Here is a 25,106-nt window from a genome sequence, read left to right as displayed (position 1 = left end):
GTCAGCTTCCTCCGCGCAGGATCGAGTTGCCGGCGAACGTGGCTTCCGAGTCGTTCCGGTCGGCCAGGTCGAGCCGTCCGGATTGGCTGAAGAACGCGACCGGATTACGCCACAACACCTTGTCCACATCGTCCTTGGTGAATCCGCCGGCGAGCATTTCCTCGGCGGTGCGGACGGTGAGCAGCGGATCGGAGCGCCCCCAGTCCGCGGCCGAGTTCACCAGGACGCGTTCCAGGCCGTACTCATGAAGGATCTTGACCATCCGGGACGGCGACATCTTGGTGTCCGGGTAGATCGAGAACCCGGCCCACAGGCCCGCGTCCAGCGCGGCCGCGACGGTGAGCTCGTTGAGGTGGTCGAGCACCACCCGCGAGGGAACAATTCCGGACTCGGCGACCACGGCGATGCTGCGTTCCGTGCCGCGCGCCTTGTCCCGGTGCGGGGTGTGCACCAGCGCGGGCAGCTCGTGCTCGACGGCGAGGGCGAGCTGCGCGGCGAACGCCTCGTCCTCGGCGGCGGTCATCGAGTCGTACCCGATCTCGCCGACCGCGACCACGCCGTCCTTCGCCAGATAGCGCGGCAGCAGGTCGAGGACCGGCCGGCAGCGCGGATCGTTCGCCTCTTTCGGATTGAGCGCGATCGTCGCGTGATGCCGGATGCCGAATTGGCTCGCCCGGAACGGCTCCCAGCCGATCAGCGCGTCGAAATAGTCGGTGAAGGACGCCGGTCCGGTGCGTGGCTGGCCGAGCCAGAACGCCGGCTCGACAATGGCGCGGACTCCGGCCGCGGCCATCCGTTCGTAGTCGTCGGTCGTGCGGGACGTCATGTGGATGTGTGGGTCGAAGATGCGCATCAGGCCCCCAACTGGTCCAGCAATTCTCGGGCGTCGGCCGGCACCTCCCGCCCGGCCGCTTCTCTTTCACGGGCGAACGCCCGCAACATGTCAGCGAGTCCGGCATCCGCGCGCTCGCGCAACCCGTGCACGGCGGCCAGCGGAATGCCCATGAAGACACATTTAAGAACCCCTTGCCGCCATGCGGCAGCGTCGAGGACGGTCGCGCACGGTCCGAGCGCGGCGGCCACGAGCCGGGTGTCATTCGTACGCAAGGCGTCGTGCAGCACCGAGACCATCTCGTCGCGCCCCGAGAGCAATGGCATCGCCCTGAGCACGGCCCGTTTCTCGTCCGCGTCGCCGTACCGATAAAGGGTTTCCGCCTCCGCAGGCGCCTCGACCAGCATCAATGCCCGCGCGGCCTCGTCCGCCGTCCAGCCCGGCGCGACCGATCCACGCCCACAGCGCCGGCCGGCCGCCGGAAACAGCCCGCCGATCGCGGCCGGGTCTTTGCGAATGCGGACGATCGCCTCGTCGAGCCAGCCGTTCGCGCCAAGAGCGTCGCGCAATTCCACGGGAGTCATCCGGCCGCCTTCCTCAGGAATTCGAGAGATCGGGCCGCCACCGCCGGTCCCGCGTGCGAGTGCCGGGGCAGCTCCACGGCGACCAGACCGCGATAGCCGGTCGTGTCGAGCGCCGCCAGCACCGGCGGGAAGTCGATCTCGCCCTCGCCGAATTCCAGGTGCTCGTGCACGCCCCGGCGCATGTCGTCGATCTGCACGTTGACCAGGTACGGCCCGGCCTCGATCACCGATTCCGGCACGGGCAGCGGCTCCAGGCAGCGACAGTGCCCGATGTCCAGGGTCAGCCCGAACGCGGCCGGCTCCCCGAGATCGGCATGCAGCCGCCGCCACCCGGCCAGGTCCTCGACGAGCATGCCCGGCTCCGGCTCAAAACCCAGCGTCACGCCCCGCGCGGTCGCGTGCTCGACGATGGCGGCACAGCCCCGGACCAATCGGTCCCAAACGTCATCGATGCCGGACGGTGCGGTCCCGGCCCAGAACGAGACAGCTTCCGCACCCAGCTCAGCCCCGATGTCCACGGCCCGGCGCAGATAATCCAGGCGCAGTTCCGGATCGTCGTGCATGAATGTCGGCGAATGCTTGTGCCACGGGTCGAGCAGGTAACGCGCCCCGGTCTCGATCACCACGGCCAGCCCGAGCCGCTCCAGGTCGGCGGCCACATCGGCGGTGCGACGGGCGAGATCAGGAGCGAACGGGTCCAGGTGGTTGGTGTCCAGGGTCAGCGCGACACCTTCGTACCCAAGATCGGCAATGACCCGCAGCGCCTCGGGCAATCGATGGTTGCCGAACCCGTTGGTCCCATATCCGAACCTCGCCCGGCTCACGTCGGCGACACCACCCTGGCCAGGCGTTTCGCGAGCGGCGCGGCGGCGGCGAGAGCGATCGCGGTGACCGGTGCTCCGGCCCGCGCGGTCAAGGCTCCCTGCAGCGGCGGCATCCCGGTGATCCCCGCGCCCACCGCGGCCCGGATCCGCTGCGCGGAGGGTTCGGCGGCGGCCTTGACTTGCGCCGAGCCGAACCAAGCGGCATACCAGGCGGCGAGCCCGAGACTCGCCGCGGCGCCGAACGACTTTTCCGTTCTTCCCGCTGCTGTGCCGGCTCTTCCTAATGCTGGGCCGGAATTTCCCGTTGCCGCACCGGCCAGGACGGCGGTCGCGGCCAATGTGGACAGCGGAAGCGCTGTGCTCCCGCCGGACACCTCACGCTGGGAAAGTACGGTGACCGTGCCGGTGTGCGCGGCCATCGTCAGCGCCGCCGGCACCGCCGACCGGATGCGGCCTCCGCTGGCGCCGAGCAGCACATCCAATCCACGACAGGCAGCCATCACCGCCGGCCCGGCAGCCGTGTTCTTGGCCCACAGGTCATAAACCCAGACCGTCCCCGCGAGCGGAACCGCCACCGCCGCGGCCCGCCGCCCACCGGCGAGAGCGGCGATGCCGACCCCGGCCACGGTGAGCCCGGCCGCCACCGCAAGAGCCTGCCCCGGGCTGACCCGCCCCGACGGGATGGGCCGCTCCGGGCGCTCCACGGCATCAAGCTCCCGGTCAGCCCAATCGTTGGCGGCCATCCCGGCCCAGTACAGACACACCGAGGCGGCGGCCAGCCCACCGGTACGCGGCCCGAGCCGACCGGCCGCCGCGGCCCCGGCCACGGCATCCCCGGGCACGGAGAGCGCCGCCGGCGCCCGGACCAACTCAGCCAGATCACGCCACCGAGGCCGCCCGGGCCCTGGCTCAGGCATCGGGTAGCTCTCGGGCGAACCGGCTCAGCAGCGCCCATTGGTCGGCCAGCCCGTGCGGCACCTCGCCGATCGGATCCTTGAAGAAGAACGCGAGCTCGGTCAACGGCCCGCTGCGCCCGGCGGCATGCGCCGCCGCGACCAGCCGGGCCAGATCCAGTACGAGCGGCGCGGCCAGCGCCGAATCACAGCCGTGCCAGCTGAACTCCATCCGCATGCCGACACCGAGGAACCCGGTGAACGTGATCAGATCCCACGCCGTCTTGAAGTCGCCGATGTCGTCGACGTACTCGATGAGGCTGTGCCCCTGCGGCTGATATCCGAGCGTCTCCTTGAGAACCCGCTGCTTGCTGCCGGCCTTCGCGGCGTTGGCGGCCGGATCAACCAGGTTCGCGCCGTCACCACCACCGAGCAGGTTCGTGCCTGACCACGACCGCACGCGCAGGTTCCGCATCGCGAACATCGGCGCCAGCACCGACTTCACCAGGGTCTCGCCGGTCTTCCCGTCCCGCCCCGCATAGGGCAGCCCCTCCCGAGCGGCAAGCTCCTCCAGCGCCGGCAGCCGTGCCCCGGTCGACGGGGTGAAGTCGACGAAAGCGCACCCGGCCCGAAATGCGGCGTACGCGGCGAGCGCACTACCCGGCAACACCTGCTCGCCACTCTGCAACGCCCGTTCGAGAACCGCGAGCTCTGCGTGCGCCGGGTGATCAGAAACGGCCGGTTCGGTCGACGACACGTTGATCACCACGACCCGTTCGAGGCCGTGCCGCTCCCGGAACCGCGCGATGTCCGCGGCGATCAATCCCGCCGTCTCCCACGGGGTCTCCCCCACCGGCAGCGGCTGGACCTCCCGTTCCAGGGCAACGAGTTCGGCACTCAGCGACGCGACGATCCCCGCCGGCAATACACCCGCCGCGGCGAGCGACTCGGCTTTCTTGCCCAGCGGAACAGCGGTGATGTCATGCCCGCCGAACACCAGATCGGACAGCGACGGCAGCGCCGCATCCCGAAGCGGCAACGCCTCGGTGACCATCCCGACCGGCTCGGCAAGCCCGGCTCGCACCGCAAGAGCTCCGACGACGCTGGTCACCGCCACCGAGCCACGGGCACCGACCAGCCATACTCCGACCACCATCCCGACCTCCCCGCAAAGAATCGGTTTCAGTCAATCTTTCACGGGCCGCTCCGGCAGTCCAGGGCCGAGCGTGATCGAGCCGGTTCCGGTTCCCGGCCCCGCGGGCGAGGGCTCAGAAGGGCTGAGGCGAGCGGACGGCTCAGGAGGGCTGAGGGCTGAGGCAAGCGGGGCGGCTCAGCTCGGCGGGATCCGCAGGAGCGCCCAGACGATCTTGCCCGTGTTCAGCGCGGTGCAGCCCCAGTGTGACGCCAGGCCGGCGACGATGCGCAGGCCCCGGCCGCTGCCGGCCGGCACGATCGCGCCCGACGTCCCGGGCAGGTTGATGATCCGAGGCGGCGCCGAGCTTCCATCGCGTACGCCGATGCGCAGGAACACCGGCGTACCCGAGACCATCACCCCGAAGCCAGAGCCGGTGTGCTGGATCGCGTTGGTGGCCAGCTCCGACACGACCAGGCAGGCCCGGTCGCGCAGTTGTCCCAACCCCCAGGCCTCGCACGACTCCCCGACGACGCGGCGGGCCGCCGCGACGCTCTCCGGTGCCGGCGTCAGGTGCTCGCACGCCCAGCGAGGGACACCGGCCCGAATCGCCAGCACCGCATCGTCGCGTCGGTCGTAGAGCGCGACCGAGCCACGCTGCGACCCGAGCTCCCGGACGATCTCGGCAGCCGCCCCGCAGAGCAGCACCGGCACGCCCCAGGTCCGGCTGGCGTGCCGGGTCAGCGCCGGAAGGACGCTCACCGCGGGACCGGCGACAGGGTTCAGTTCCGACAGGTCGACGACCACAGCCGCTGGACATTCAGCGGCGGCCCGGCCGACGGCGGCGTTCAGTAGCCCAGCCGTCTCCGAGCTCAGCGTCCCGGAAAACCTGACGGTAGCGAGCCCGGCGTCCAGGTCACGTTCCGTGATGATGTCTGAGCGCACTTGCAAAGTTGACACCTGACGAGACCGCCGGGCAATTCTGTTCCCGCGACTACCGCTCGATCCGGTTAATCCCAACGCCTGATCCGTGCCCCCTCCGCTGCGGGGCACTTCGTAACATTCTTGAAATGGGAGCGCTCCCATGTAACGATGACGGTCACTGTCTTCTGAGGTGGGACCGCCGATGAAATTGAGAATCCCCGCCATCCTCGCGGCCGCCGCTCTCGGCGCCGGCCTGCTCTGGGTGGCCTCACCCTCCGACGCCGCCGCTGCTCCCCCGTACAGCTACGGTGAAGCGCTCCAGAAATCGCTGCTCTTCTACGAAGCCCAGGTCAGCGGCGACAAACCATCGTGGAACCGGGTCTCCTGGCGCGGCGACTCAGCCATGACCGACGGCGCCGACGCCGGCCTCGATCTGACCGGCGGCTGGTACGACGCCGGCGACCACGTCAAGTTCGGCCTGCCGATGGCGTTCACCACCACCATGCTGGCCTGGGGCGCGGTGGAGAACCGGGCCGCGTACAGCAACTCCGGGCAGCTCACCCATCTGCTGAACAACCTGCGGGTGCCAAACGATTACTTCATCAAGGCCCACCCGAGCGCCGACGTTCTTTACGGACAGGTCGGCAAAGGGGACGACGACCACAAATGGTGGGGTCCGGCTGAGGTTATGCCGATGGCGCGTCCGGCGTACAAAATCGATGTGAGCTGTGGTGGCAGTGAGCTGGCGGCGGAGACGGCAGCGGCGATGGCAGCGAGCTCGCTGGTTTTCCGCCCGACCGACCCGTCCTATGCCGACACTTTGCTCACGCACGCGAAGCAGCTTTACGCGTTCGCCGATCGGGTGCGCAAGAGCTATCACGAATGCATCACCGATGCGACGTCGTTCTATCGCTCCTGGAGCGGTTACGCCGACGAACTGGTCTGGGGCGCGATCTGGTTGCACCGGGCGACCGGTGACGCGTCCTATCTGGCCAAGGCGGAGGCCGGTTATGATGCTCAGGGAAACGAGAATCAGACCAGCACCAAGATGTTCAAGTGGACCATTTCCTGGGACAACAAACAGTATGGAAATTACGTTCTACTCGCCCAGCTGACCGGCAAACAGAAGTACCTCGACGATGCGAACCGCTGGCTCGACTGGTTCACGATCGGGGTCAACGGCGAGAAAGTGCGCACGTCACCCGGTGGCATGGCGGTGGTCGACTCGTGGGGCGCGCTGCGATATGCGGCGAATACCGCGTTCGTCGCGCTGGTCCACAGCGATCACATCAGTGATGCAACCCGCCAGCAGCGCTATCACGATTTCGCGGTCCGCCAGATCAATTATGCCCTCGGCGACAACCCGCGCAACTCCAGCTACGTGATCGGCTTCGGCGCCAATTCCCCGAAAAACCCCCACCACCGTACGGCTCACGGCTCCTGGTGGGACAGCCAGCAGGTTCCGGTGGAGACGAGACACATTCTGTACGGGGCTTTGGTCGGCGGACCGTCGTCGCCGGATGACGCCTACACCGACAGCCGCGCGGATTACGTGATGAACGAGGTGGCGACGGATTACAACGCCGGATTCACATCGGCGGTCGCGCGGCTCTATGGGGAATTCGGTGGTGCTCCGCTGACCGGTTTCCCGGTGGTGTCCCCGCCCGATATCGCGGAGATGTCGGTCGATACCACCATCATGCAGAACGAGACCCGGTCGACCGGGGTGAAGGTCGTGGTCTACAACAAGTCGGCGTTCCCGGCCCGCGCGCTGACAAGCGGAAAGTTCCGCTACTACTTCACTCGTGACGACGACGCGGCATTGACGGTGAGCTCGCCGTATTCGCAAGGATGTCCGGGGCCCACCAGCGCGCGTCAGCACGCGGGGAACGTGTGGTTCGTCGAGGTTGACTGCACGGGATACACCATCGCGCCCGCCGGGCAGTCGGCGCACCGGATGGAGGTGCAGCTCAAGATCGGTGTGGCCGAGGGCGGGGTGTGGAACCCGGCCAACGATCCCTCCTATCAGGCGGCAGCGGGACCGAATGCGGGAGTGCCGCTCTTCGACGGCTCAACGCTGGTGTGGGGCGCGGTGCCGGGAGGCCCCTCCCCGTCCGTGTCTCCCTCGGCTTCCCCGTCCGTGTCACCGTCAGTCTCGGTCTCGCCATCGGTCTCAGTGTCACCGTCGGTGTCGGTCTCGCCGTCTGTCTCGGTGTCGCCGTCGCCGGTGTCCGGCTGCCGTGTCGGATACTCGGTCAACAGCTGGAGCACCGGCTTCACCGCGACGGTGACCATCACCAACGGGCCGAGCGCGATCAACGGCTGGACTCTGACGTTCCCCTACGCATCGGGCCAGAAGGTGACACAGGCCTGGTCAGCAACGGTCACCCAATCCGGAACCCAGGTCACCGCGACCAACGCGTCCTACAACGGCGCCCTGCCCGCGAACGGCACGGTCAGCTTCGGATTCAACGGCACCCATGCCGGCGCCAACCCGCCACCGGCATCGTTCGCCCTGAACGGCGCCACCTGCACGACCACTTGACGAAATCCAGCTCGGTGGGGGTGCGGCCCGGCACCCCCACCATCCAAGAACGGCACCGCGTTCACCGCATCGATGGCAGCAGATCGGGGTACCACCCCTCCAGGAAGACGCATCAGCGTTCCAGGAGGAGTCCCATGCACGACGTGGCGCAGATCAACACCACCCAGCCGCCCGACTGGACACCCACCTCGGAGCAGCGCCAACAGGCGATCCGGAATGAGGCGTATCCGGAGTCCGGACGCGCCACCGCGATAACCCGCAGCAAGCGGTGCATTTAACCCGGCGAACCGCCCGATTGCTCCGAACTGCCGGGACTGACACGAGATCGTCATGTGTTCGTGCAGCTGCCGCCGAGTCCGCCGATGATCGTCGAAGCATGCTGACGACGCACTCACCTGTCATCTGGACCAGCGAACACGACGAGATCCTTCTGGTGGAGATACGCGACGGCATCGACGAGGGCGTCACGGCCGGCCTGCGCGACGTCCTGGCCTGGGCGGTGGACCGCTACGAAGGCGTCGTGGTCGACCTGTCCGCAGCGACGACCATCGACCGATCTGGCCTGAGCGTGCTGCTCCAGATCCAGGAGCGTGCCCACCTACGAGACAGCCGCATCCACTTCGCAGAACCGTCAACGGCACTGCGGGCGGCACTGGCCGCCCTGAACGCCGACGAGATGTTCGAAATGTTCAGCCGCCGCTCCGAAGCCATGGCCCGCCTGCGAGACGAGGGCGCCGCGGCCCGCTGAAGCCCGCGTCACGCGAGTGCCGATTGCGCGGACCAGAGTTGATCACCACGAGGAGGCGCGGTTCGTCGGCTTCCGACATTCCGTAGCCTCGCGGGATGGAGATCGCGGGCAGGATCGCGGAGTGGCTGTCGACCGGGCCACATCTGTTCGGCGAGCCGGGTTTGTCCGAGGCCGAGCTGCGTCGCGCCGAGGAGACCTTCGGGCTGGCCTTCCCACCGCTGCTGCGTGAGGTGCTTGCCCTGGTCCACCCGATGCCGCGACAGATCACCCCGCAGCCGGGGATCTACCAAGCGCCGTCACAGGTTCCGGACTGGCGCCTGCGCGACGTGGAGCGCACGCAGACCCTGATCGGCATCCCGCCCGACGGCGTGTTGTACGACGTCGAGGAGAACGACTTCTGGTGGAACGCCTGGGGCCCGCGCCCGGAGACGATCCCGGAGCGCCTGACCGTCGCGACGCGGGAACTGGCGCGAGTTCCTGGGCTGATCCCGCTTTTCGGCCACCTCCGCGTAGCAGCCTCCGACGACTCGCCGGTATTCAGCCTCATCCAGACGCGAGTGAGCCTTTACGCGGTCACGCTCGCCGATCTCGGTGATGACGAAACCCGGAGGGCGGCGGTGCAATCCGCGACGTGGCCGGTCGGGACGGTGCCGTTCTGGAGCGAGCTGTGCGCCTACGCCAACCACCGGGACACTGGGAGCCCTCTAGGGCGCCTGGGAAGCGGAGGTTTCTGACGAGACCTCAGCGGTATGCGGCTTGCCGCACGATCATCATCAAACCAACCGTGTAGGCAGAGCGCGCGCCGCTGTGGAGGAAACCGCCGCCAGGCCAGGACGGGCCGGGATCAGCACCGTCGTGATGCCCAGGCTCTCGTTCATCGCTGCCAGCTGACACTCGTGCCATAGGTCGGTCCGATTCCGGACGCCGCGGACGATCGTGCCGGCCCGGTGTTCGTGACAGAACGCGGCCGTCAGACCGGCCCATGCCGTAACAGTCACGTTCCCCCAGCTCACCGGCAGCAGGCTGCGCAGGGCCGCCAACCGCTGCTCCTGCGACGCTGCTGGTTGTTTATCCCCGTTCACCGCCACGAGCACGGTGACTCGATCGAAGAGCTGCCGCACCCGATCGACGACGTCCGCGTGCCCAGCCGTGAAGGGGTCGAAAGTCCCCGGATAAACCGCATGCGAGCCAGCCTGTTCACTCCACACGGACCCCGCCATCCGTCCAGTTTGCCCGCCGAGTGGCAGCGCCGGCGCAGAGGGCCGGGTCGCGTGATCCAGCAAGGGCCGAGTCACACGATCCAGCGAGAGCCGAATCGCACGGTCCAGCGCGAGAGTGCCGGATCGCACGATCCAGCGAGAGTGCCGAGACGCACGATCCAGCGAGAGTGCCGGATCGCACGATCCAGCGAGAGTGCCGGTCCGCGCGATCCAGCGAGAGTGCCGAATCGCACGATCAACGACACGATTCGGTGCTGCGGCCGTCACCGCCGGCCGAATGGTGACGGCAAAGTAGTGACGGCCAATCGGTGACGGCCGCAGCGGCTAAGAGGTGCGGGCGGCGAGCCGGAGCAGGCCCTCCACCGACCCAAGAGTCTGTCCGCCCACCCGGATCGTGGCGGCAACCCCGACCGAGGTGTGCAGAGGCCGGCGTGGCCGCGGCGCCCGGTTGCCGCCCGACGCCTGAGCGACGGCCGACGTATCAGTGACCGCAGGCGTCTGAGTGACGGCCGACGCTTGAGCGACGGCTGGTGCCTGGGTGCCAACCGTTGCCTGGGTGCCAACCGTTGCCTGGGTGACAGCCAACGTCTGGGTGACAGCCAACGTCTGGGTGACAGCCGACGTCTGGGTGACAGCCGACGTCTGGGAAGCGGCGACCAGTTCACGGATTCGTGCGGGCGTGGTGTTCATCGCGTCCGCCAACTCGATCAGAACGGCGAGGCAGCCGCCGCACCGGCACAGGGTTCCAACTGCGGCGGGGTGAGTCTGACGGCGAAGGACACGATGGATGTAGCGAATCTGCTCCGGCTTCAGCAGGGCAGGCGTAGTAGAGCCGGGAACACGGCGATACACGGATGGATCTCCTCTTCGAGGCTCGCCCGTGTGGGGCGAGAAGCACTGACAACCCATTTCTGGGCATGGCGAATTACGCGATGTGCCAGTGCATGAAGAGGCGGCGCGCGAGCACCGTATCGATCCGTCCTTCCTACCGGCGTCGCCGGCTAGTTGTTGCATCGTGCGTGTACAGGAGCACCACACTCTATCGTGTGTCGTCCTATCGTGTTGATGTGAGTTGACTGGACGCCAATCAAGTCAACTCACATCAACATAACTCCGACTGATGTGGACGTCGCGTGGACCGTGGACGTCGCGTTGACCGTGGACGTCGCGTTGACTCGTCAACCCGCGCTCGGCGGAAGCGGAATCACGTGTCGACCGTTGTTCCGTCGAGCCAGCTTCGGTCCAGGTCTTCGGCATATGCCGTGACCGCTCGCTGATACCGCTGGATCTCCGGGTCGGCGGTCGTCTCGACGAGAAGTCGCAGCAAGTCTGCTACCGCCTCCCGATTTTCGCCCGTGTTGTACCGCAGCAACGCTCGGAACACTCGCAGCGGGCGGAAGTCGGGAAACAACTGGACGCCTTGTTCGAACACCCGGCCGGCCTCCTCGTCACGCCCGAGTGCCCGCAGGGTGCTGCCCAATCCGAGCAACGCCTCCCGCATCTCCTCGCCGGACAGATCCCCAGCGATCGCCGCCCGGTAATGCGGAACGGCTTCCGCTTCCAGCCCGAGAACGTCATGTGCCCAGGCCGTCTGATACGCGACGCGGGCATCGGACGGGTATTCGCCGCGTAGATCCAGCAGCAGTTCACGAGCCCGACCCGGATCGCCGCCCTCGCGCAGCCGGACAGCACGCGCCAACCGTTCCTCCAACGCTTCCGCCATCAAATGATCATGTCACCACCGAACATGAGCGGTTGCGGACCAGCCCCCGAAGCCCGACGACATCAAAGCGCAAGAAACCCCGAACCCGACGAACTGCACCCCTGCCAACACCACGCCCGCCAACACCACGACCGGCAACACCACGACCGACAAACTCCGCCGCCCGCCAACACCACGACCGGCAACACCACGCCCGACGAACTCCCGCGCCCACGAACCGTCACGCCCGAGACCGAGAACGAGAACGAGAACGAGAACCGTCACACCCGACGCCGACGAACTCCTCAGCCTGGTCAAGTACCACGAACACACCGGATGACGCCCGGCACGACGGTGGGAGCGCCGGGCGTCATCCGTACCCTCGGATTGGTCTAAAGCAGCCGGCGCGGCACCGCCGCGGCCAAAGCTCCATAGCCCGCGGGGTTGAGATGCAGGTGGTCACCTACGTCGTAGGCGGCGGCCAGCTGCCGGGGCGCCGCCGGATCGCGGACGGCCGCGTCGAAGTCCACGACCCCGTCGAACAGGCCGGCGCGGATGGCCGCGTTGACCGCCTGGCGGGAGCGTTCCCGCAGGCCTTCCACATCGTCGTAAATGTTGCCGCCGAACGGGGTCACAGTCGCTCCCAGCACTCGCAGGGCACAGGCTTGGGCGCGCATCACGATCTGCCGGTACGCCCCGATCAGGTCCGCTACCACCTGATGCTGATCGGAATCGGTCGCCGGGGCGACGCCGATGTCGTTGACGCCCTCGAATATCAGCAGGGTCCGGGCGCCGGAGAGAGCGAGCACGTCGCGGTCCAGGCGGGCCAGGGCGTTGGGGCCGAGGCCGTCGCGCAGGACGCGGTTGCCGCCGGCGGCCTGGTTCAGGATCGCCAGGTCCGGATCGCGGAGCCGGGCGAACAGCTGGTCCGGCCATCGATCGTTGCCGTTGGTTGTCGAGCCGCGCCCGTCGGTGAGCGAGTCGCCGACGAGGACCAGACCGGAGACAGCGGCGAGGACCTCGACGCCGCTGATCAGGTACCAGTGGTCGGCAGAGACAGCGCCGGTCAGATCAGCAGCACCGTGCTGGTCGCCGTTGACCAGCCAGGACGTCGTGCGGGAACCGGGGTGTGAGGTCAACGCGGTGCTCGCGATCCCCGGCGCTGAATACAGCGAGATGGTCAGGTTGGCCCCGGCGAGCAGCGGCAGGTCGACCGGGTCGGAGACGATCTGCGCGCCGACCGGTATCACCACCGACGGCCGGCCGCCGAACGTCAGCGGCCGGGTGCTGCCGGGCCGGATCGCGGAAACACCGGCCCGGCCGTCGACAGGCAACGCCACCGCCGCCGCGGTGATCGGCATGTCCGCGCCGCCGAACGCGTTCGAGAAACGAACCCGCAGCTTGCGGCCGCCGGCGGTGATCCGGATCGTCTGCCGCACTGTGGTATCGGTCAAGGCGGCGAACGGCGCCGGCGGCATGTTGTGCGGCTCGGTGAGCTGCGGCATCGCGGTCCACGTGTGCGCCCAGCGCGGCAGCGGTCCGGGCATTCCGCGGCTGACCAGAACCGTCGAGGCGGCGGCGCCGGTCGACGTGAGCAGAGTGCGGCGGCGCATCTCAGAACCTCCGGCTCTCGACGGGCCCGAGGTAGCTGTACTCGACGCCGCCCGTGTCGACGACGAGCCGTTGCAGGATCACTGTTGGATCGACGGCCTCGAATGTCAGGGTGTGCACTCCCGGACTCCGCACCACGTGCGTAGTGGTGGTGACATTGACGTTGTCCGAGGTGTTGCGGGCCCACTGCCGGTTCATCGTGGTGTCGTCGGCGCCGGTCGCGGCGATCACGTCGACGGTCTGCGGCGCCTCACCGTCGAGCGATACCGCGTACCGCAGACCGCTCGTGGGCAGCACGTTGTTGCGCGGCGACAGGTGTGCGGCGATCTTCACGGGTCCGGTGGTGGTCAGCGTCAGCCGATATTCGAGACGGCTGCCGCCGGTGACCGCGGCCATCCCGTTGCCGACCTTGCCGATGTTCGGAAGCAGTCGCCAGTTTCCCGACCGACGGTCGTAGTGATCCGCGTCGACCGTCACGTGCCCGCCCGCCTCGGCGAAACCCTGCGGCCTGAGCGCGGGGTTACGCACCGCGACGCGCACGCTCTGCGTGCCTCCCGGCCCTTTGATCATGATGGGTACGGTCGTCAGCCCGCCCGGAGCCCGCCGCCAGTCGACGGTCACCGCCACCCGGACCTGCTCGTCCACCCGGCCGACCGCCGGGGTCACCGTCAGCCACGGCACGCCCGTGCTGATCCGGTAATCAAAAGCGGTGGTCCCTTTGTTGTAGATCTCGAAGTACCGCTGCCGTCCCACCTGCCACGGGCTGAGCTCCGGCAGTGCGGCGTCGACACCCATGGCCGCGGCCGCCGGCACCTCGATGCGCTTCAGGTACGGATAGATCTCGTCGGGCAACGCCACATGATTGTCGGTCTGCGGCTGCTGCCACGAGGCGTTGTTGTATCGCGCCGCGTTCCCGTACCCGATCTTCGGCTGGGTCTGCCAGCCCGCCCACTTCCCGCCGGCGATACCGCTGTTGTAGCGGTCGCTGAGCGCCTGGTCCTCGGCGAACCGGGCCTCCGCCTCGGCGGCCAGGCCGTTCGTGGCGGCCCGGCCCTGCTCGGCATAGCGAATGTTGGCGAATTGGGCGCGGCGTAGCTCGTACAGATTGGCGCTGGCCTGCACCTGATAGTCGACGAGCTGGAAATAGGCGTCCTGGGCGGCGGCCGGAACGCGACGCCTGATCCGATCAGCCGCCGCGGCGAGTGCCTGCCATTCGGCGACGACCCGGTCCATCTCGGCGGGTGTGTACGGGTTCTCCTGGTCGTTGTAGACCACGTTCGCCGCGTCCCCGGTGATCCGGCGGTTCAGCAGTTCGGGTTTGCGACGCGATTGCAGCCGGCCGTACTCGGAAAGGACTTCGGCGATGGCCGGCGCGAGTTGTGGGCCGAAGTTCTCCGCGGCGTACTGCCGTTCCCACTCGCCGATCCGGGACAGCGGCATCGCGTCCGGGTTCCACGCGTAGTCCAGGAAGAACTGGGTGGGCAGCTCCTCGTTCTTCAGGTCGCCGACGTTTACCACCCAGAGCCGGTCGACGCCTTTGGAGTACGACAGGTGCAGCTGCTCCCACGCATTGACCAGATTCGTGGTGTCGGCCCACTTGTAGTTGCGGCCCTCACCGACGTAATCGAAGTGGTAGTACAGCCCGTACCCTCCGCTGCGCTGCGGCAGACCGGCGTGCGGGAGCTTGCGCATGTTGCCCCAGTTGTCGTCGCAGAAGACAACGGTGACGTCTGCAGGCGGCTGGTAACCGGACACCCAGTAGCGCTGCACCTCTTTGTAGAGGGTCTGCACCTGCGGCGCCGAGGTCAGCCCGAATTCGGCGAGAATGGCGCGCTGGGTGTCGATGATGGAACTCATCAGGTCGATGCCGTCGCCGTCGGGCAGGCTGACGTCGCCGTTGCCACGCATTCCCAGCGTGATGACGCCCTCGAAGCCCTCCTCCTTCATCCGGCGGGCGCCGTCACGCCAATACGCGACGATCGCGTCCCGGTTGCGGCGGAAACTCCATTCGCCGGTGCCGCCGTACGGGTCGCTGCCCGGGGTGACGACGGTGCCGTTCGCGTCGCGGACCGCCGCTTTCGCGTGCCGGTTCCACTCCTCGATGCCGCGCATCATCGGCGCCTCGTGCGAGGTGCCCATGACCACGCCGTACCGGCTCGCCGTCTCGTGGTTGACCGGGTCGTCCTCGGCGAACGCCCTGCCCCACACGGCCGGCCACAGATAATTGGCCTTCAGCCGCAGCATGGTCTCGAATACCTTGGCGTAATAGCCGGCGTTCAGCCCACCGGAATAGCCCGGTGCTTTCCCGGGTCCGAAGTAGTTCGGCGCCCAGGTTCCGGTCGCCGGGTTCTCGTCGTTGATGAAGAACCCGCGGTACTTCACCTTCGGTGTGCCCTGGGTGTGCCGGCCCGGAAGCGCGTAAAGGGCGTCGGCGTGCGGGACCGGCACGTCGTCCCAGAAATGCCACGGCGAGACGCCGATGCGGCGCGACACGTCGTAGACCCCGAAAATGGTGCCGCGCTGGTCGCTGCCGGCGATCACGAATGCCCGCCGGACGCCGGGCAGCGGGTTCTCGACGACCTGCTGGAGCGAGGTCTCCCACTTTCCGGCGATGCCCCGGACGTCGAGTTTGCCGGCTCTCACCAGGCGATCGACGATGGCGCTCCGTCCGAGCGTACCGATGATGATTTGGTCTTGATTTTTGCCAGAAGCACCCAGACCCGGCGTGATTCCGGTGGCCGAGGCCAGGTCGGAGCGCAGGTCGGCGGCGACCCGGGTGACGCCGGCATGGTCTGCGGGGTCGACCACGATCGGCGCGGCGGCGCCTTTCGCGACGAGCGGGAAACGGCCCGGTCCGGGCTCGGTGGCGATGTAACCGGCGGTTCGAGGGACGGCGGCTGCCTGCGGCGCCGCAACCGCGGGGACGGTGGTTGCGGCGAGCGCGACGGCGGCGAGGACAGCGAGGGGACGGGTTCGCATGTGTACGCCTCCGAAAGTTTCGGGAATGTTTCGCGAGGACGCCCGCAACATATAGCCGCCGATCTATGGCGTCAAGGAGTCGTTCGCAGGCGAACGCATTGAGCTGCGGCTCCGAAACTTACGAAGACACATCGATCATGACCCTGGTGGGCCAGATGCCTTCCCCGGGCTCAAAGGTTCGATCCTCGCGTCGAAGAGGACGAGGTCGGCTGCATCCCGCCCGCGATCTGACAGGGGCTGTCAACGATGACCGCTTCCACCACGGCACCGCCGCTGCGCTGGACACTGAGCCGCAAGATCTCGGCGGTCCTCGTCGCCGCGGGCCTCGGCCTCGTCCTCATCGGCTTCACCGGGTACCGGTCGGTGAGCTCGCTGGAGGACACCGCCGACCGAGTGGATCACACCTATCAGGTGCTCGCGCAGATGGCGATGCTCTCCGGCAGCCTCAAGGACGCCGAGACCGGCCAGCGCGGTTATCTGATCACCGGCGTGGACAGTTATCTCGACCCGTTCACGCAGGCCAAGACCGACCTCGCCACCGAGCAGACGGCCCTGCGCTCGCTGACCGCCGACAACGCGCAGCAGCAGGAACGGCTCGACACGCTGCAACCGTTGATCGAGGCGAAGCTCGCCGAACTCCAGGAGACCATCGACCTGCGCGGCGGGGCCGGTGGCTTCCCGGCGGCCCTGAAAGTGGTGCTGGGCGGCTCCGGCAAGGCGGTCATGGACCAGATCCGTACCGTCCTCGATGACATGCAGGCCGCCGAGGTGACCCTGCTGCAAAGCCGCAACCAGGCCGCCAGCGATTCCGCGACCAGGGCACAGGCCGTGATCGTCCTCGGCTGCGGCGCGCTGCTGCTCGCGATGGCCGTCGCCGGATTCGTGCTGGCCAGGCGGATCGCCGGACCGGTTCACGAAGTCACCGACGCGCTGAAAGCACTGGAGAACGGCGACCTGACCGCCACCGCCCCGGTGCACACCACCGACGAGCTGGCGGTGATGGCCGCCTCCCTCAACGCCGCCAGCGCCTGCCTGCGCGAGACGATCGGCGGAAAGATGGGCAAGGCCGCCGTCGCGCTCTCCGGCGAGGCCGCGCAGCTGACGACGATCAGCACTCGCCTCGAGGCCGACGCCGCTGACGTGGCGCAGCGGGCCGGCGACGCCACCGCCTCGTCCGAGGAGGTCAGCTCCGGCGTCCAGTCGATCGCCGCCGGCGCGGAGCAGATGTCCGCGTCGATCAGCGAGATCGCCTCGAACGCCGCGCAGGCCGCCGAGGTGGCCCAGCAGGGCCTGGCTGTCGCGAACCGCACGAACGAGCAGGTGGCCGAGCTGGGCGCGGCCAGCGCCGAGATCAGCGACGTGGTCCGGCTGATCACCAGCATCGCCGAGCAGACCAACCTGCTCGCTCTCAACGCGACGATCGAGGCGGCCCGCGCCGGCGAGCTCGGCAAGGGCTTCGCGGTCGTGGCCGGCGAGGTCAAGGAACTCGCCCAGCAGACCGCCAAGGCGACCGAGGAGATCACCGCCCGGATCGGCGCGATCCAGGGCTCCAGCGAGGCCGCGGCCAGCGCCATCCACGAGATCAGCGACGTCATCCAGCGGATCGGCGACTACACCACGACGATCGCCTCAGCGGTCGAGGAGCAGACCGCGACGACCGGCGAGATGAGCCGTACCGTCGCGGAGGCGGCCGGCAGCAGCAGCGGCGTGGCCGGCACGGTCTCCTCGGTGGCTCAGGTGGCGGCCTCGACCGCCGAGGCCGCCCGCACCACCCAGCAGACGGCGGCCGGCCTGACCCGGCTCGCCGACGACATGTCCGCCCTGGTCAACAGCTTCAAGCACTGAGCCGGTTCATCGTCGCCAGGCCTCGCGGATGTTGACGAGCAGCACCAGCAGGGCGCCGGCGAAGAAGCCGAACGTCACCACGTAACGGCCGTCGTGGTAGAGCACCACCAGGCCCACCACCGCCACGCACGCGATCAGCAGGCGGACCACCACGGCCAGGAACTTCTTGCGGACCAGGCCCTCGAAGATCAGCAGCATCAGCAGCAGCCCGAGGGCGGTCTCCTGACCGGAAATGTTCAGCGGCGAGGCAACCGCGCCGATCGCCCACAGGATCAGCGGGGTGCTCAGCACCGCCCACCACGAGCGGGCGCGGCCGAGGAAACCAGCAGCCGGCGCCATCGGCAGCCGACGATGCAACAGGTGGGCGTGCGGGTCGTCCGGCACGGTCGCGGCGGTGATCGTGCGATGCAGGTCGTCGGCCAGGCGGGTGCGTTCCATCCGCAGGTGGAGCAGCTTCTGCTCCTCACCGACCAGGGCGCGTACCTCCGGCGCCGCGGCGGGCAGGCCCGCCGCGGCGACCGCCAGCTCATGACGCAGAGAGCTGATCTCCTGGTCCAGCTCGGCGAGCCGGTCCCGGTCCTTCTGGGTACGGATCTCGGCGTACTCCCGTTCGGCAGCGCGATTGGGTACGACTTTGGCGAGCCCCGCCCAGCCGACCGGATCTGCCCACGACTGACGGACATTGCCGTCCCGGGAGTACCGGGGGCCGGCCGGTCCACGCTCGCCGCCCAGCCGGTCGCGGGTGTCCCGCCCCCACAGCCCGCGGAAGTCGCGTACCCACGGGGTGTCGTCGCCGATCACCACCGGGTGCCAGGCCTCGGCCTGGCCGGGGCCGATGGCCCGGCCGTCGCCGCGCGCGTAGTCGACGTACGGGATACCGACGGTCCGCTGGTCCTCGGCCGACCAGGGCGCGAGCAGCCGGGCCGACCAGCGCAGGGCGTCGACGAGGCCCCGCAGCCGCGGTGGTCGTACCGTGATCAGGTAGTCGCCGGGCAGGTACGCGCCGGAGTGTGACCCGGCGCCGACGAAGACCACCGGATGCCGGCCGTCGACCACGCTGAGGTCCGGGTCGTCCCAGCGTCGCCGCAGGTCGTCGCCGGTCTCCTCGTGCGCGGAGAAGACCACCCAGGACGGCTTCGGCAGGCCGTCCGGACCGGGCTCGGCGCTGGCGTCCACATAGACGGTGACCTGTTCCCAGTCGGCCTCGTGCTCGTTCACACCGCCGAACGCCGACCGCCAGTTGTTGAAGCTGTAGAAGTACCAGTACTGCAGGACGATCCACGGCTCGTCGCGCAGCACCCGTCCGTAATAGATCGGCCGCGACGGTTCCAGGTGGTCGCGCTGCAGCAGGAACGAGTGCGCCGCGCTGCCGCCGGGAACGCTGCCGCGGAACAGCAGCGAGAACCGGTTGAGCGTGTCGACCAGCCGCGCGGTCAGGCCGACCGAGGCGAGCCGGCTGGCCCGGGCCAGGTGCGGCGGGCGGTCCCGCAGCGGGATGTGGGTCAGCTTCTCGTCGTTCTCGATGCCCGACAGTGACAAGCCGAGGCCCTGCTCACCGCCGCCGGCCTCGGCCAGGTTGTCCAGGCTCAGACGGCCGGTCTCGACCGTGCAGACCGGGCTCATTCCGGGCTCGTTACGCCACAGGCTGGACTTGCTCACATACCTCTCGACCGAGACCGGGTAGAAGTACTCGCCCTCGGTGAACCTGGCCACCGGCTCGTAAGCGCGCAGCAGCCGCAGGTCGTCCGCAGTCCCCAAGCCCGTTCGTCCCTTCGGCGATCAGTGACGGGTGGAGGTTATCCGGAGCCCTGGACATCGACGCCACGGGTGCATATTCTCCGGCCGTCGGATAGTCAACAAATTTACTATCAAGGGGGCCGGATGCACGCCTTCCGTCAAGCGGTCGAGGCTCGTGACTCCACCGCGATCGAGGCTCTGCTCGCCGACGACGTCGTGTTCACCAGTCCGGTGGCCTTCCAGCCGTACCCGGGCAAGCCGATCACCGCGGCCATCCTGCGCGGCGCGCTGCGCGTTTTCGAGAACTTCCACTATGTACGCGAGATCGGCGCGGAAGGGGCCGGCGATCACGCCCTGGTTTTCGAGGCCACCGTGGGCGGCAAAGACGTCACCGGGTGCGACTTCCTGCACGTCAACGACGCGGGCCTGATCGACGACATCATGGTGATGGTCCGGCCGTTGTCAGCGGCTCACGCTCTGGCCGATGCCATGAATGCCCAGTTCGATCAGATCAAACGCGAGGCGCTCGCTTAGCGCGTACCCGGAATGGGAAAAGCCGGTCCCGCCGCGGAGCGGGACCGGCTCGATCAGGGTGGGTCAGTCAAAGGTCGGGGTTGTTCCGCATTTGACGCCTTGAGTCAGGCAGGTGCGGACCAGCGGGCCGAGGACTTTCGGATCCCAGCCGTTCATCATGTCCATGTGGGCCGATGACGGCAGGCCGGAGGCGAGTGTGAAGCCTTCGCCGCCCTGGGACTCGTAGGTGAACAGTTCCGAGATCGACGGAATGGCGACCGGGAATTTCCCGCTGGCGCAGGTGCCGTCCGGACCGGTCGGGCCGACGTGCGATTTGTGGTCGGGCGAATCGACGTGCTTGCCGTCCCAGCAGTCCGGGAACGTGATCGAGATGATCAGGCGGCCGCCCGTGGCGCATTTCGGCCAGTTGCCGTCGGCGCTGCGGCCGGTTTCGGCGGCGCCGGCGCACCAGAACTGGTTGATGCCCGAGTTCTTCGGCGTGGGTTCCTGGCGCTTCGCGTCACCGGCGATCATGACAAGGCCGGGCGGCAGGATCTTCGTTTTACTCGGGTCCTTGAGCCGGGATCCGTAGTAGATGCGGAAGCCGTTCAGCGGGACGGGCTTGCCGTTCTGGGTCAGCTGCGGCATCCAGTACGCGGAGTTGTCGCCCTTGGTCTGGCAGCTGGTGGATTTCGCGGCCAGGAGGTCCTTGGTGGTGGTGCTGGCGCCGATGATGTCAGGGCCGAAGAACGTGTGCATGTGCGAGGCGCCGGGCAGGTTCGGGAAGACGATCGCGTCGTCGGGGGATTGTTTGGCGATCGTGCAGTTCACGTGGAACTCGGGGACCTTCACCGGGTTGTTCTTGATGGGTGCCGGTTTCAGTTTTTCGAAGTCGGCGAGTTGTTGTTTCCAGAGGGTTTGGTCGACTTCCACCCAGCCGCCGGTGGGGGGTTTCGTCGCGGGCTTTGTGGTGGGGCTGGCGGTTGTCGGTTTTGCGGTCGCCGACTTTGTTGCGGACGGGCTGCTTGTCGGATTTTTCGTGGTATCCGGCGACAGTTTGAACCAGTTGATGTTGACGAAGTCGGTGGTGGCCTTGCTCTTCATCACCGCGACGAGGTTCTGCTTGCCGGTGGTCGGCTTGGCGGTGGCGGTGACCGTCACCCACTTCTGCCAGCCGCCGGTCTTCGCGACCGGAATCGAGGCGAGCAGGGCGCCGGTCGGCGTGCCGGCACGCAGCTCGATCGTGCCGCCGGCCGTGTTGTCCGACGCGATCCGCGCGGCGATCGAGGCGCCGGCCTGCACGCCGTCGTAACGCAGCCAGTCGCCGCTCTTCAGCCAGCCGACGTTCGTACCGCCGCCGGTGTCACCGGTGCTCTCGGTCTGCGCGCCGGACTGGGCGGAGAACGCCTCGGCCTGGAGGGCGCCGGGGATCGCGGTCCCGGTCTCGCCGGCGTTCGCGGTGGCTATGTAGATGCCGCTGGCCGCGAGGGCCGCGGTCACCGTGACGGCGAGCGCGACTCGGGTGGCGCGGCGGCGAGTTTTCGGGTTGGCGGGTGCGACGTGCTGAGGGTCAGTGCGCATTCCGGTCCTTTTGTATTGGCATGTTCGGACAGGAGTATGCACAGGTCAGAGGCGGTGTTCAACCGCTTGGGAAAGACTTCAGAAAGGGGGTTTCGGGGTTGTGCAGGTGGCCGTTGAATCGGCGCTTGATAACAGTTTTTCGGGGAGGCTGTTTTAATTTTTCCTTAACCGGCAGGCAGGGTCAGATGGGCCAGACGGCTTGGACGGCTTCGGTCAGGGACTTGGCCTGGCGGAGGCCTGCCTGCACCGCGTCGGAGCGCTTTGACGCATCCATGAAGTTCGCGCCGTACGCCTCCATCGCCGCCTCGTCCGGCTCGATCAGGAGGGTCTTGCCCGCGCCGGTCGAGGCCATCTCGGCCAGGATGCGGTCCCGGCCGAACGCCGCCATCGGGGCGATCACCACGAGGTGGTCGGCACCGGCGGCCAGGTCGGCTCCCGCTCCGAGGCGCACTCCCCCGTCGATGTACCGCCGGTCGCCGATCGTGACCGGGGGCATCAGGGCCGGTACCGCGCAGCTTGCCGACACCGCCTGGAGCAGGGGTGCGCCCGACGTCCGGTCGAGGACCACGTCACGGCCGTCGGCGGCGTCCACAACCGTGATCCGCAGGTCCCGGTCGGGCCAGTCGCGGATCGGCAGCAGCGGCTTCATCCGGGCAAGATAGGTCGTTTCGTCCTGGTTCGGCGCGGCCAGGGCCATCGCACCCACCCGAGCCCGGGCCTCCTGCGCCGGAATGGACGGATCCGCCAGCACCGCGAAAGCAGCAAGCACCCGCCCGGCACCGCCACCACCGCCACCACCGCCGGCGGCGGCGGCGGCGGCGGTGCGACCGCCGCCCGAGCCCGACGCATGCGGAATCTCCTGCTCAGCCACCGCGGCTTCCAGATCGACGCCCGCGGCGAGCAACGTCCCCACGATCGAACCCGCGGACGTGCCGACGATGATGTCGGCATCACCGAGGGACACACCGGAACGCTGGAGGCCACACAGCACCCCGAGATGCCAGGCGACGCCGGTCACGCCACCGCCGCCGAGTACAAGAGCCGTAGTCACGTACCGGACAGTAACCGAAGATGACCATCCACGGTTATCAGCAGAATCGCCGGCCCGGCAAACCAATGATCGCTGCGAGGCCCACGGTCAGGTGCATGCCGGCCAACGCCAGCACACTGACCGTGTCCGCCCCGCTGCCCAGCGGCCCGGCCAGCGAGATCAGCAGCACGATCGACGCGACGATCCGGAAGACCCGGGCCGGGCGTCGCACCTTCCTCTCCAAAACCGCGAGCAAACCCCAGGCTGCCAGCCCCGCGATCAGCGCGGTGACGACCACGGCAACCGGCCCGACCTGCTGATCGATCCCGTTCTGGACCACCGTGATGTCCCGGCCGTTGACCGCCCACAGCAGCAGGCACCCCGCCGCGCCGGCACCAACGGTGATCACTCGGGCGGCGGTCCGGTTTCGCAACAACGTCTGATTCGTCATGCCGATGAGCATCGATCTCCGAGCCACCCGGACACATCAGGCCGATGACAACCCCGCCTACAACTTTGGATGGTGTCGCCGGCTCCCGCCTGCCGGTTAGCCTCGGCCGGTGATCAGGTCTCGCCACGACATCGCCGCCATCGCCGTCAATCTCGGCGCGTCCGGTGTGCTGATCGCCGTGACGATCCTCGGCACCTGGGCGGATCGCGAGTCCGGCCCGCTGCTCGCTCTCGATCTCACCATCGGCGTCCTGAGCTGGCTGATCACGCCCCTGCTGCTGCGCCGCCCGGTCCAGGCCACCGCCGTACTCACCCTGCTCGCGGCAGTCTCGCCGGCGGCCACGCCGCCGGCCACGATCGGCGCGCTCCAGGTGTCACTGCGCCGGCCCCCGAAAACCGCGATCTTGGTGGCACTCACCGGAGTTGCCGCGCATGCGGTTCAGGGTCTCTGGAGGATCAACGGCGGCATTTCGTACGCGTGGTGGCTGGTTCTGATCACGATTGCCTACGGTGCTCTGCTCGGCTGGGGTGCCTGGGCTCAGGCACGGGCGGCGCTGATCCGGTCGCTGCGCGAGCGGGCCCGTCGTGCCGAGGCCGAGCAGGGGCGGCGGGTCGCCGAAGCGCGCATGCTGGAACGCCGCAAGATCGCCCACGAGATGCATGACGTGCTGGCCCACCGACTGTCGCTGCTGGCCACGTTCGCGGGGGCGATGGAATACCGGCCGGACTCGTCCCCCGAGCAGCTGTCCCGGGCGGCCGGCGTGGTGCGGGACGGCGTACACCAGGCTCTTGAGGAGTTGCGCGAGGTGATCTCGATCCTGCGCGACGACGACCTCGGTGACGCCGACGGGGGCCGGCCGCAGCCGGTGCTCGCGGACCTGCCACGCCTGGTCGAGGAGTCCCGCGACGCCGGCGCCGAGGTGCTGCTGCGGCAGAACGTCGACGAACCGGGCGAGGCGCCGCCGGCGGTGGCCCGGACCGCGTACCGCATCATCCAAGAGGGACTGACGAACGCGCGTAAGCATGCCGCCGGGCAGCGGATCGAAGTGATTTTGCGCGGCGGGCCGGGGAACGGGCTGGAGATCGTCGTGAGCAATCCCCTGGGTACGGCACCGCCCGGCTGGTCCGGTGGGGCCGGCCTGGTCGGGCTCACCGAGCGGGTCAACCTGGTCGGCGGGCAGCTCGATCACCAGGCGATCGACGGCGAGTTCCGGTTGCGGGCGTCGATACCATGGCCGGCGTGACCCAGCCGGTACGCGTGCTCATCGTCGACGACGACGCCCTGGTACGCGCCGGGCTCACCATGATGCTCGACGGCGCACCCGGCATCGCGGTGGTCGGCGAGGCGTCCGATGGTGATCAGGCACAGGCGGCCGCCGACAAGCACGCGCCCGACGTGGTGCTGATGGACCTGCGGATGCCCCGCGTCGACGGCATCACCGCCACCCGCCGGTTGCGGGCCCGGCCGCGGCCGCCCGAGGTCATCGTGCTGACCACGTTCGACAGCGACGACAACATCCTGCACGCGCTGCGCGCCGGGGCCAGCGGTTTCCTGCTGAAGGACACCCCGCCGGCCCGGATCGCCGAAGCGGTCCGCCAGGTCGCCGCAGGCGAACCCATCCTGTCGCCCCGGATCACCCGCCGCCTGATGGACCGAGCGGCAGTGCAGGCCGGCGCGTACGCCCAGGCCAAGACGACCCTGGCCGGGCTGACCCCGCGCGAACGGGACGTTGTCGTCGCGATCGGCCAGGGCAGCAACAACGCCGAGATCGCCAAGGCTCTCGACATGACACTGGCCACCGTGAAGACCCACGTGTCGCGCGTCCTCATGAAATTGGGGCTCGACAACCGTACCCAAATCGCTCTGCTCGCCCACGACGCAGGCCTCGCCTGAGGCAGGTAGCTCGTGCCGGTGATGGGTGTTTTGATATGGCACCGGCAGGTGGCCGCTCGCTG

Annotated in this window: 23 protein-coding genes; 8 read left to right on the top strand and 15 right to left on the bottom strand. The window is 68.4% G+C overall.

Features of this window, described 5'->3' with window-relative positions; all coding sequences use genetic code 11:
• Position 1: 1 nt before the first annotated feature.
• The 6 genes from B0I29_RS37290 to B0I29_RS37265 all read right to left on the bottom strand — a co-directional run bounded on the left by B0I29_RS37290 (position 2) and on the right by B0I29_RS37265 (position 5,210).
• Positions 2-853, bottom strand: a complete 852-nt coding sequence (locus B0I29_RS37290; protein WP_111653867.1) for a TatD family hydrolase — start codon at positions 851-853, stop codon at positions 2-4.
• Positions 853-1,416 (bottom strand): EboA domain-containing protein, encoded by a 564-nt coding sequence (locus B0I29_RS37285; protein ID WP_111653866.1) that lies wholly within the window; start codon positions 1,414-1,416, stop codon positions 853-855. Before B0I29_RS37285 ends, B0I29_RS37290 begins: the two co-directional genes overlap by 1 nt.
• A complete protein-coding gene (locus B0I29_RS37280; protein ID WP_111653865.1) occupies positions 1,413-2,240 on the bottom strand; it encodes a sugar phosphate isomerase/epimerase family protein in 828 nt (275 codons plus the stop codon). Before B0I29_RS37280 ends, B0I29_RS37285 begins: the two co-directional genes overlap by 4 nt.
• Positions 2,237-3,157, bottom strand: a complete 921-nt coding sequence (locus tag B0I29_RS37275) for an SCO3242 family prenyltransferase (RefSeq protein ID WP_111653864.1) — start codon at positions 3,155-3,157, stop codon at positions 2,237-2,239. The genes B0I29_RS37280 and B0I29_RS37275 overlap by 4 nt, the downstream gene beginning before the upstream one ends.
• A complete protein-coding gene (locus B0I29_RS37270; RefSeq protein WP_111653863.1) occupies positions 3,150-4,289 on the bottom strand; it encodes an inositol-3-phosphate synthase in 1,140 nt (379 codons plus the stop codon). The genes B0I29_RS37275 and B0I29_RS37270 overlap by 8 nt, the downstream gene beginning before the upstream one ends.
• A 174-nt stretch (positions 4,290-4,463) precedes the next feature.
• Complete coding sequence (locus B0I29_RS37265) at positions 4,464-5,210, bottom strand: ATP-binding protein (RefSeq protein WP_111653862.1); 747 nt, start codon at positions 5,208-5,210, stop codon at positions 4,464-4,466.
• Between the two features lie 181 nt (positions 5,211-5,391).
• On the opposite strand from B0I29_RS37265, the gene B0I29_RS37260 reads away from it, so the two are divergent.
• The 4 genes from B0I29_RS37260 to B0I29_RS37250 all read left to right on the top strand — a co-directional run bounded on the left by B0I29_RS37260 (position 5,392) and on the right by B0I29_RS37250 (position 9,216).
• Positions 5,392-7,734, top strand: a complete 2,343-nt coding sequence (locus B0I29_RS37260; RefSeq protein ID WP_181558171.1) for a glycoside hydrolase family 9 protein — start codon at positions 5,392-5,394, stop codon at positions 7,732-7,734.
• A gap of 134 nt (positions 7,735-7,868) precedes the next feature.
• Positions 7,869-8,012, top strand: a complete 144-nt coding sequence (locus B0I29_RS46100) for a hypothetical protein (RefSeq protein WP_181558170.1) — start codon at positions 7,869-7,871, stop codon at positions 8,010-8,012.
• Positions 8,013-8,110: 98 nt separating this feature from the next.
• Positions 8,111-8,482, top strand: a complete 372-nt coding sequence (locus B0I29_RS37255) for an STAS domain-containing protein (protein WP_111653860.1) — start codon at positions 8,111-8,113, stop codon at positions 8,480-8,482.
• A gap of 95 nt (positions 8,483-8,577) precedes the next feature.
• The gene (locus B0I29_RS37250; RefSeq protein ID WP_111653859.1) at positions 8,578-9,216 is read left to right on the top strand and encodes an SMI1/KNR4 family protein; all 639 of its coding nucleotides are present in this window, start codon (positions 8,578-8,580) and stop codon (positions 9,214-9,216) included.
• A gap of 39 nt (positions 9,217-9,255) precedes the next feature.
• On the opposite strand, the gene coaD is transcribed toward B0I29_RS37250, so the two are convergent.
• The 5 genes from coaD to B0I29_RS37225 all read right to left on the bottom strand — a co-directional run bounded on the left by coaD (position 9,256) and on the right by B0I29_RS37225 (position 15,994).
• Positions 9,256-9,702 carry a pantetheine-phosphate adenylyltransferase gene (gene coaD, locus B0I29_RS37245; RefSeq protein WP_111653858.1) on the bottom strand — a complete coding sequence of 149 codons (447 nt, stop codon included), beginning with the start codon at positions 9,700-9,702 and terminating at the stop codon, positions 9,256-9,258.
• A 324-nt stretch (positions 9,703-10,026) separates the two neighbouring features.
• Entirely contained in the window at positions 10,027-10,554 is a 528-nt protein-coding gene (locus tag B0I29_RS37240; RefSeq protein ID WP_146617026.1) for a hypothetical protein, read from the bottom strand.
• A gap of 352 nt (positions 10,555-10,906) precedes the next feature.
• Positions 10,907-11,425 (bottom strand): tetratricopeptide repeat protein, encoded by a 519-nt coding sequence (locus B0I29_RS37235; protein ID WP_111653856.1) that lies wholly within the window; start codon positions 11,423-11,425, stop codon positions 10,907-10,909.
• Positions 11,426-11,796: 371 nt separating this feature from the next.
• Positions 11,797-13,017 (bottom strand): SGNH/GDSL hydrolase family protein, encoded by a 1,221-nt coding sequence (locus B0I29_RS37230; RefSeq protein ID WP_111653855.1) that lies wholly within the window; start codon positions 13,015-13,017, stop codon positions 11,797-11,799.
• Between the two features lies 1 nt (position 13,018).
• Positions 13,019-15,994, bottom strand: coding sequence for a glycosyl hydrolase 115 family protein (locus tag B0I29_RS37225; protein WP_111653854.1), 2,976 nt, complete (start codon positions 15,992-15,994; stop codon positions 13,019-13,021).
• Between the two features lie 246 nt (positions 15,995-16,240).
• Between B0I29_RS37225 and B0I29_RS37220 the strand changes: the two genes are divergently transcribed.
• Positions 16,241-17,839, top strand: coding sequence for a methyl-accepting chemotaxis protein (locus tag B0I29_RS37220; protein WP_111653853.1), 1,599 nt, complete (start codon positions 16,241-16,243; stop codon positions 17,837-17,839).
• Positions 17,840-17,845: 6 nt separating this feature from the next.
• Here the strand turns inward: B0I29_RS37220 and B0I29_RS37215 are convergent, their stop codons facing one another.
• The gene (locus tag B0I29_RS37215) at positions 17,846-19,597 is read right to left on the bottom strand and encodes a hypothetical protein (protein WP_111653852.1); all 1,752 of its coding nucleotides are present in this window, start codon (positions 19,595-19,597) and stop codon (positions 17,846-17,848) included.
• Positions 19,598-19,720: 123 nt separating this feature from the next.
• On the opposite strand from B0I29_RS37215, the gene B0I29_RS37210 reads away from it, so the two are divergent.
• On the top strand, positions 19,721-20,110 hold the full coding sequence (locus tag B0I29_RS37210) for a nuclear transport factor 2 family protein (RefSeq protein ID WP_111653851.1): 390 nt from the start codon (positions 19,721-19,723) through the stop codon (positions 20,108-20,110).
• A gap of 63 nt (positions 20,111-20,173) precedes the next feature.
• Here B0I29_RS37210 and B0I29_RS37205 read toward each other — a convergent pair whose 3' ends face one another.
• The 3 genes from B0I29_RS37205 to B0I29_RS37195 form a co-directional block, all read right to left on the bottom strand.
• The gene (locus B0I29_RS37205) at positions 20,174-21,670 is read right to left on the bottom strand and encodes a DUF1996 domain-containing protein (RefSeq protein ID WP_111653850.1); all 1,497 of its coding nucleotides are present in this window, start codon (positions 21,668-21,670) and stop codon (positions 20,174-20,176) included.
• A gap of 181 nt (positions 21,671-21,851) precedes the next feature.
• A complete protein-coding gene (locus B0I29_RS37200; RefSeq protein ID WP_111653849.1) occupies positions 21,852-22,721 on the bottom strand; it encodes a patatin-like phospholipase family protein in 870 nt (289 codons plus the stop codon).
• Between the two features lie 37 nt (positions 22,722-22,758).
• On the bottom strand, positions 22,759-23,151 hold the full coding sequence (locus tag B0I29_RS37195) for a DUF6069 family protein (protein ID WP_245973071.1): 393 nt from the start codon (positions 23,149-23,151) through the stop codon (positions 22,759-22,761).
• 109 nt (positions 23,152-23,260) lie between these two features.
• Between B0I29_RS37195 and B0I29_RS37190 the strand changes: the two genes are divergently transcribed.
• Together B0I29_RS37190 and B0I29_RS37185 are read left to right on the top strand one after the other, a co-directional pair.
• Complete coding sequence (locus B0I29_RS37190) at positions 23,261-24,394, top strand: sensor histidine kinase (protein WP_111653847.1); 1,134 nt, start codon at positions 23,261-23,263, stop codon at positions 24,392-24,394.
• Positions 24,382-25,044, top strand: a complete 663-nt coding sequence (locus B0I29_RS37185) for a response regulator (protein WP_111653846.1) — start codon at positions 24,382-24,384, stop codon at positions 25,042-25,044. Before B0I29_RS37190 ends, B0I29_RS37185 begins: the two co-directional genes overlap by 13 nt.
• The last annotated feature ends 62 nt before the right edge of the window (positions 25,045-25,106 follow it).

Origin of the sequence: Actinoplanes lutulentus (assembly GCF_003259845.1) — a bacterium.
GTDB lineage: Bacteria > Actinomycetota > Actinomycetes > Mycobacteriales > Micromonosporaceae > Actinoplanes > Actinoplanes lutulentus.
The sequence above is the reverse complement of the archived record's forward strand: the minus strand, read 5'-3'. Positions and strand labels throughout refer to the sequence as shown.

What these genes read in the sequence shown, in the direction of transcription:
- B0I29_RS37235 (WP_111653856.1), bottom strand. Translation starts at nt 11,425, where the DNA reads ATGGCGGAAGCGTTGGAGGAACGGTTGGCGCGTGCTGTCCGGCTGCGC.
- B0I29_RS37250 (WP_111653859.1), top strand. Translation starts at nt 8,578, where the DNA reads ATGGAGATCGCGGGCAGGATCGCGGAGTGGCTGTCGACCGGGCCACAT.
- B0I29_RS37210 (WP_111653851.1), top strand. Translation starts at nt 19,721, where the DNA reads ATGCACGCCTTCCGTCAAGCGGTCGAGGCTCGTGACTCCACCGCGATC.
- B0I29_RS37195 (WP_245973071.1), bottom strand. Translation starts at nt 23,151, where the DNA reads ATGACGAATCAGACGTTGTTGCGAAACCGGACCGCCGCCCGAGTGATC.
- B0I29_RS37205 (WP_111653850.1), bottom strand. Translation starts at nt 21,670, where the DNA reads ATGCGCACTGACCCTCAGCACGTCGCACCCGCCAACCCGAAAACTCGC.
- B0I29_RS37255 (WP_111653860.1), top strand. Translation starts at nt 8,111, where the DNA reads ATGCTGACGACGCACTCACCTGTCATCTGGACCAGCGAACACGACGAG.
- B0I29_RS37270 (WP_111653863.1), bottom strand. Translation starts at nt 4,289, where the DNA reads ATGGTGGTCGGAGTATGGCTGGTCGGTGCCCGTGGCTCGGTGGCGGTG.
- B0I29_RS37275 (WP_111653864.1), bottom strand. Translation starts at nt 3,157, where the DNA reads ATGCCTGAGCCAGGGCCCGGGCGGCCTCGGTGGCGTGATCTGGCTGAG.
- B0I29_RS37185 (WP_111653846.1), top strand. Translation starts at nt 24,382, where the DNA reads ATGGCCGGCGTGACCCAGCCGGTACGCGTGCTCATCGTCGACGACGAC.
- B0I29_RS37220 (WP_111653853.1), top strand. Translation starts at nt 16,241, where the DNA reads ATGACCGCTTCCACCACGGCACCGCCGCTGCGCTGGACACTGAGCCGC.
- B0I29_RS37260 (WP_181558171.1), top strand. Translation starts at nt 5,392, where the DNA reads ATGAAATTGAGAATCCCCGCCATCCTCGCGGCCGCCGCTCTCGGCGCC.
- B0I29_RS37230 (WP_111653855.1), bottom strand. Translation starts at nt 13,017, where the DNA reads ATGCGCCGCCGCACTCTGCTCACGTCGACCGGCGCCGCCGCCTCGACG.
- B0I29_RS37285 (WP_111653866.1), bottom strand. Translation starts at nt 1,416, where the DNA reads ATGACTCCCGTGGAATTGCGCGACGCTCTTGGCGCGAACGGCTGGCTC.
- B0I29_RS37290 (WP_111653867.1), bottom strand. Translation starts at nt 853, where the DNA reads ATGCGCATCTTCGACCCACACATCCACATGACGTCCCGCACGACCGAC.
- coaD (WP_111653858.1), bottom strand. Translation starts at nt 9,702, where the DNA reads ATGGCGGGGTCCGTGTGGAGTGAACAGGCTGGCTCGCATGCGGTTTAT.
- B0I29_RS46100 (WP_181558170.1), top strand. Translation starts at nt 7,869, where the DNA reads ATGCACGACGTGGCGCAGATCAACACCACCCAGCCGCCCGACTGGACA.
- B0I29_RS37225 (WP_111653854.1), bottom strand. Translation starts at nt 15,994, where the DNA reads ATGCGAACCCGTCCCCTCGCTGTCCTCGCCGCCGTCGCGCTCGCCGCA.